Source organism: Flavobacterium sp. RHBU_24, from assembly GCF_046613695.1.
GTDB lineage: Bacteria > Bacteroidota > Bacteroidia > Flavobacteriales > Flavobacteriaceae > Flavobacterium.
Map to the genome: position 1 here is coordinate 1 of NZ_JBKJHD010000037.1, position 7,008 is coordinate 7,008.

Below are 7,008 nucleotides of genomic sequence, written 5' to 3' on the forward strand. Positions count from 1 at the left end.
CGGCTGCCCGCCCGTAATAACCGGGTCGATCTCATCAAGGTCAAACAATCCCTGGCCCGGGGTTTCCTCACAGGCATAGAATACAGGGCTGCCCAGATCAGCAAGCGGCAGCGGGTTTACGATAAGCTTAAAACTGCCCGTGTCCGCACAGCCGTTAACTGTTTCTACACGCACCCATATCGTTTGCTCCCCGGCAAGCGTGTTCTGGAAGGATGATGGGTTGGTAATCGCGTTCTGGCCCAGCTGCGCATCACCGTTATCCGTATAATACGTTACCGTGTCCGTAGGGTCAGCCGTAGCCTCAGCATTCTTGCTCGTTAAATCAAATGTCTCAACGCCGTCCTGCGCTGGGGCAGTATCGTCGCAGACTAAATAGTCGGAAAGGGTGGGGACGATGGGCTTTTCATGGACGATGAGGCTAATTTCGCCTACCGAATAACAATCGGTAGAAACGCCGGTAGCCGCAACACGCACATATACCGATGCGGTAGTGCTGCTGTAAGCAAATGGGTTAGTTATCTGGCCAGCAGTTCCGCCTGTATTGGCAGCTTGCTCACTGGTATAATAAATATAGTTATAACCCGACTGGTTGTTAACACTTTCAGGACCAGTGCCGGATAAGTCAAATATTTCAACCAAATCATGAGAGCCGTCATCACACAACTCAAGTGGTGTGATAGCAGTGAGTACCGGTGCATAATTTACCGTTACGGTAAACATGCTCTCGTCATTACACGTTACGTTTGCATCGCCACTTTCGGCATAAATGTAAATGTCATCGGTTTGGGTAATTTCATTGCCCGCAAACAAAGCGGTGCCGGTACCGCCCGGCCCTGTAAAGTAGTTGCCCACCGTAAGTACGGGAAGCGTATAGCTATCGCATACCTCTTCATCGTCCGGCTGGGGTACAACGGGCGAAGGAAATACACTTACCGTAAAACTCTGTTCATCGGTACAGGTGTATGGCGCTGTACCTGAACTTGCAAACACATATATAGTTTGTGTTGCGACAATACTGGCTCCGGCAGGCAAAACATTTCCGCCCCCGCCAGACTGTGTACGGTACTGGCCCTGGGTAAGAGGTGGCAATGTATAGCTGTCACAAACACTAACATCATCAAATGGCTCGAGTTGCGGTTGAGGGTTAACTATAAGCTGCAGGGTTTCGGTAGCAAATACAAAATCATAATCGTTATATTCTACCCTTATGTATATGGTTTCGGTAGTGCCTGTATAGGCCTGCGGATTTGTAATATCATTTTCACCAGTATCGGCATCTTCCTGGCTGTTGTGGTAGGTAATGGTATAGTTTGAAGGTGTATCAAACTGGCTCATTAACAGTGCCTCCTGAGAAGTAAGGTTAAATACTTCTTCACTATCAAAAGGCGCCACTTCACAAACTGCAAGCGGATTTACAGGAGTAACAGGAACATCACAATCTAAAATATCAAGCGTAAATGTTTTAATATCATAACAGCTCGATTCATAATCGTTTATCCTTACATAGATGGTTTGGCCGTCTGTCCCTGAAAATGTATTGGTAGGAAATATGGGCACACCGTTATTCTGCGCTGCTGCAAGTGTAGTATAAAAATAAAACTCCAAAAGACCGGGTTCTACTACCATACCGTCTTCAAGGTTTGGTATGTTATCGTTAAGGTTAAACACGGCAGTATTTCCCCCATTACCACAGGTAAAGAGGGTTTCGGGGTCGCCGGTAATAATTTCGTCAAAATAATTTACAATAACATCATCGGTTATAAAACATTCGGGGTTTGCGGCAAAGTAGCCCAAAATAGTATACTTGCCAGGCTGTGTTACTGTATAGGTTTCATCCTGGTAAAAGCTGCCATCTGTATTATAAATCCACTGGTCGTCTTTTTGCCATTTTACGAGCATGTTAGGGTTTTCTATAGTTGCTACTATATCATAGGTTTCGCCAAAGCATATCGCCCCACCATTAGCAAAGGTAAGGTCGGTAGGTAATTCAGGCTGCCCGATGTCAAAACTGCCCGCTTCAAGAAATACGGCAGAGTCATAGTTTTGGTCTATATAATCACCGATGGCAAGCTTGATACGGTAGACGTGACCTGGAATAACATCATGTTCGGCCGTCATCTTTACCGTTTGCCCTATCATGTTAATGGCGGCATTAGCCTGGTTGCTTTGGTTATATTGCCCAAAAAATGCCACATTAGCAGATCCACACTGGCCGTTATACTGGCTGTTCCTGATATTGGTAACCGATACCGGTGTATCAGTACCCGGTACCAAAGCAATGTTGTTATCAGTCATTAACGTTGAATCAGTAAGGTCCGATAGCAGGAATGCAAATACATCACTATAACCGCATTGAAATGTACCATACTCATTAGAAGCGAAAAGAAAGTCGAAACTCATATGGTCAGACACGGGTACGAATTCAAATTGTATGTAACTTACATCGCTTACAGTATCGAACTGCCCACTGGCATCACTTACATCTTGCAGTTGGGTGTCAGTACCTCCGGCTCCTGTTCCGTCAGTACCTACGGGGTTTGCCCCATTCACATAAGGACCGGCAGTATTTAGAGCATTTCCGCTGCGGATAACGATACCGCTTTGTATAGGGAAGTTTGAATTATTGGCCTCAAAATAGCCGATACCAAAATTACTGTTTACATCGCCGGCGCTCCAGGTTATGTTTTGTATGGTAACACAATCGGTGTCAATTAGCACGTCTTCTATGAGCTGTGGTACTGTAAACTGGTTTTTAGTAACCGTAACATAGTTTACCGCCCTGGTGTTAGAATCGCTACAGTTAGGGCAAGACGGGTCAGGGTCGGGTGTATCTGATGTTACAACGGCAGTATTTGTAAGTGTACCTGTAAAATCATCCGGAACATATAATGTTACCGTATATACCACACTTTCGCCTGCCGGCAGTACCGGTATGGTTTGGTTTAACGTACTTATGCCATTTGCGGTGTTATCAGCGTTGCTCCAGGTCATGTTATCAATTCCGGTAGGCCTCTGGTCAAATATATTTACATTATAGGCATCGCTTGGCCCCGCGTTTGTTACGGTAATGGTGTATACAAGCTCACCATCCTGCTCTTCGTCTTCTATAATATAGGTGCTTTGCCCATCGGTCTTTACCGTAATAAGGTTTGCCTTGGGGGTTGGCACAGCAAGTATGCTACAGGTGGTACAGGCAGGTGTAGGGTCGGTAGTAGAAGATGTAACCGCTACACTGTTTACAATATCATTTTCAGGATAATTGCTGGGCACGGCTATGGTGTAGGTATACGTAACTATTTCGCCCGGTAAAAGTACCGGTATGGTATTGTTAAGCGCGCCGGTGCCGGAAGAACCATCGCTTCCCGACCATGTTACCTGCGCTGCGGTAAAGCCTGTAGGCACAGTATTGCTTATGGCTACATCGCCTGCCGCGTCAGGGCCGTTATTAGTTATTGTAACGGTATAAATGGCATCGGCACCAGCAATATATGACGATGCCGGCAGCGAAATTACGGTTTCGAGATCGGCGGTACCTAAGGTGTAATCTGTATCCGTACACGCTGTGCACGCGGGCTCAATATCTGTAGCGTCGCTGGTTGCGGCTGCTTCTATAGTATATGGCCCTGAAGCCGAAGCGGGTACATCTACAGTGTAGGTATACGTTACGGTTTCACCCACGGCCAATGATGGAATTGTTGTGTTTAGTTCGCCGGCACCGGCAGTAGTGTTGCTGCCTGTCCAGCTTGCAACGGTAGTACCTGCGGGCAATGGCGCAGTTACCACCACATTAGGTGCTGCCGCCGGGCCATTATTTACAACGGTTATGGTATACACATTAGGAGAACCCGGCGTGTACAGTTCCTGTCCGTCCGTGTTGGTCACCACCAGGTCTGCAATCGGAAAGGCATTGGTGTTGGTATCGCTGCACGCCGTGCAGCTGGTATCGGGGTCGTTATCACTGCTTACATTTACTGTAAACGTAATAGGCTCATAATAATCATCAGGCGCTGTAAAGCTTACTGAAAATACTACTGAGTCTCCAGGCTCCAGTGATGGTATCGTTGTAGTTGTGGCTGTACTGTTTGATGTACCGTTACCGGTCCATTCAAAGTCAGATACGCCAAACGGCACCGGCCAGGTAAGCAGGATGTTTGTAGCCGTGCCCGGGCCATTATTAGTTACAGTAACAGTATAAGTAGATGTATTACCGTTTGTATAGGTGGGCGAGTTATCAGTATTTACTACTACTACATCGGCTGCGTTCGCAGGGTTATAGTCGGTATCGGTACAATTATCGCAGCCGGGGGCCGGGTCTGTTGTATCTGATGTAACCGCAACAGTACTCACTAACAAATCTTCATTATAAGTAGCAGGTACATTTATTGTAATGGTATAAGTAACAGTTTCGCCTACGGCAAGAGCGGCAATGGTATCGCTTAAAGGGGTATCAATTCCGTTAGAGCCGTTGCTCCCTACCCACGAAAAACCGGTAATATCCTGCGGTATGGCATTACTTACCACAACATTAGTGGCAGCATCAGGGCCCTGGTTAGTAACGGTAACGGTATAAACCGAAGTGCCACCGGCCACATAACTTGCCTGCCCGTTTGTATTAGTTACAACTATATTAGCACCTGATGCAGGAATATCCGTATCGGTACATGCCGGGCATGACACATCGGTATCAAGGCTGCCGGTTGTAGCAACACTGGCGGTACTAACAAGGTTGCCCGTAAAGCCCTCAGGCACTTCAAGGGTTATAGTATATACTACGCTCTGCCCGTTAGGCAGCGACGTTATGGTATTATCAAGAGCGGTATTAACACCATAAGCCCCATTACCTGTCCAGCTAAAGTTTGTTATACCGGCTGGTATCGCGTTCTGCACATGCACATTTGCTGCAGCCGCAGGGCCGGAATTTTGTACTGTAAGCGTATAGGTATTGGTTGTGCCGGGTATATAGGTTGCCTGGCCATCAGTATTAGTAACTACCACGTTTGCAAGCGGTATGCGGGTATCGGTATCATTACACTGGGTGCACTGTCCGGATGTATTTACGTTTCCACTGCTTAGCCTATAGGAAACGTTGCTGGAAAGGCTTGCAGAAAAATTAGAAGGAACATTTGCCGTTACGGTATACGTTACCGTGGCACCGGCAGGCAGCGAGGCAATAGAGTTATTTATATTACCGGTTCCCGAAGCGCCATTGCTGGCAGACCATGTAATACCTGCGGTAACAACAGCAGCAGGAAACGTATTTAAAACTGTTACGTTAGACTGGTCATCGGGGCCGTTGTTAGTAACCGTTACTGTATATACCGAAGGCGTGCCCGGTGTGTAATACAGCTGGTTATCGGTATTTACCACCTCTATGGCCGATAATTTAAAACCGGGCAGCGGCAAAACATACTCATGAGGTATGTAAATTTTTATGGTGTAGGTAACCGTTTGGTTAACCGCAAGGCTGGCTATAGTATTGCTAAGCGCCACATTAGTACCCGAAGAGCCATTGCTGCCGGTCCACCAAAAAGTAAGCGCGCCATTAGGTGCGGGGCTTGTAGGTATGGTTATACCAGATGGTATAGGATAGGTAACATAAACGTTAGTTAAGGCCTGCGGCCCATTGTTTGTTACGCTCCATACAAAGGTATTTACTTCGCCATCCTGGTATTCAAGGTCCGGATTATTGCTTGTAACAACAATATTAGAAGTTTGGGCATAAAGTCCAAAGGCGGTTAAAATAAATAGTAAATTGATGAGTAAATTCTTCCTCATATTGCAGTTTTTGTATTGTTGTTTGTGTAGTTTAAAACTTCTTTAAAAAATGGTAAAGAAATGTTAGTGTGTATAATCCCCAAATATAAATATTCATATACACAACGCCTGTTAAATTTTAAAAAATAACAAAGTTTGCCAGTCTTTGCGCTTTTTGCAACATTATCTTCAGTCCTTCCTCATAATCGTTAACAGTTATGTATCCTGATACCCTACCTTATTTTAATCTTTTTTTATCGTAAATTTGCTTAAAATTTAATACTATGCAAACAGTAACTATAAGGCCTACGCAAAATGCCGCCATCATAAAATTTGAACTGAGCGACTTTATTGCTAAAAACGGCAACTATGAATATAAAAATATCGACGAAACGGCAAACAGCCCGATGGCTAAAAAGCTATTTTTTTTACCGTTTGTAAAAACAGTTTACATATCAGGCAATTTTATAGCGGTTGAAAAATATTCTATTGTAGAGTGGGAGGATGTTCAGGACGAAGTTGCCGAACAAATTGAGGCATTTGTAAACAGCGGCGGCATCATTGTAGACGAACCCGATGCTAAAAAGAAACTACCGGTAACCATATATGTAGAAAGTACACCTAACCCCGCCGTAATGAAGTTTGTAAGCAACAAGCTAATTACTAAAACTATGGCCGAGTTTAAAAATATTGACCAGACTGCACCATCGCCACTGGCACGGGAGTTATTTACATTCCCTTTTATAAAAGAGGTGTTTATGGATGAGAATTACATCTCGATAACCAAATATGCCATGGCCGAATGGCAGGAGGTAGCGGCAGAGGTGCGTGAGTTTATCCGTAAGTTTATTGAAGAAGGCAATACGGTTATAGACGAATCGCTGATAGAAAAACTCCCGCAGGCCGAAAAGCAGCAGGAAACCTATTTTGACAACCTGGATACCACATCGCAACGTATAATTAATATACTGGAAGAATATGTAAAGCCCGCAGTGCAGGGCGACGGCGGCAACATTGCGTTTGAAAGCTATGATGAGGCAGACAAGCGCGTTAAGGTAATACTACAGGGTGCCTGCAGCGGCTGCCCCAGCAGCACCTTTACATTAAAAAGCGGCATAGAGAACATGCTTAAGGACATGCTAAACGATAATGATATTAAGGTAGAAGCCATTAATGCTTAGCGAAAAATAGCTTTCCGAGATAATGGCAAGTAACGAAGCCATCTGATAGTAAAACCAAAAAACGGCCACATTT

General features: G+C 45.2%; 2 protein-coding genes. One reads left to right on the forward strand and one right to left on the reverse strand.

Annotation, left to right across the window (positions count from 1 at the left end; genetic code table 11):
* Positions 1-5,775, reverse strand: a 5,775-nt coding sequence (locus ACLI09_RS17870; protein ID WP_411421013.1) for a choice-of-anchor L domain-containing protein, incomplete at its 3' end; no start/stop codon positions are given.
* Positions 5,776-6,038: 263 nt separating this feature from the next.
* Between ACLI09_RS17870 and ACLI09_RS17875 the strand changes: the two genes are divergently transcribed.
* On the forward strand, positions 6,039-6,935 hold the full coding sequence (locus ACLI09_RS17875) for a NifU family protein (RefSeq protein WP_411421014.1): 897 nt from the start codon (positions 6,039-6,041) through the stop codon (positions 6,933-6,935).
* Positions 6,936-7,008: the final 73 nt, after the last annotated feature.

What these genes read in the sequence shown, in the direction of transcription:
- ACLI09_RS17875 (WP_411421014.1), top strand. Translation starts at nt 6,039, where the DNA reads ATGCAAACAGTAACTATAAGGCCTACGCAAAATGCCGCCATCATAAAA.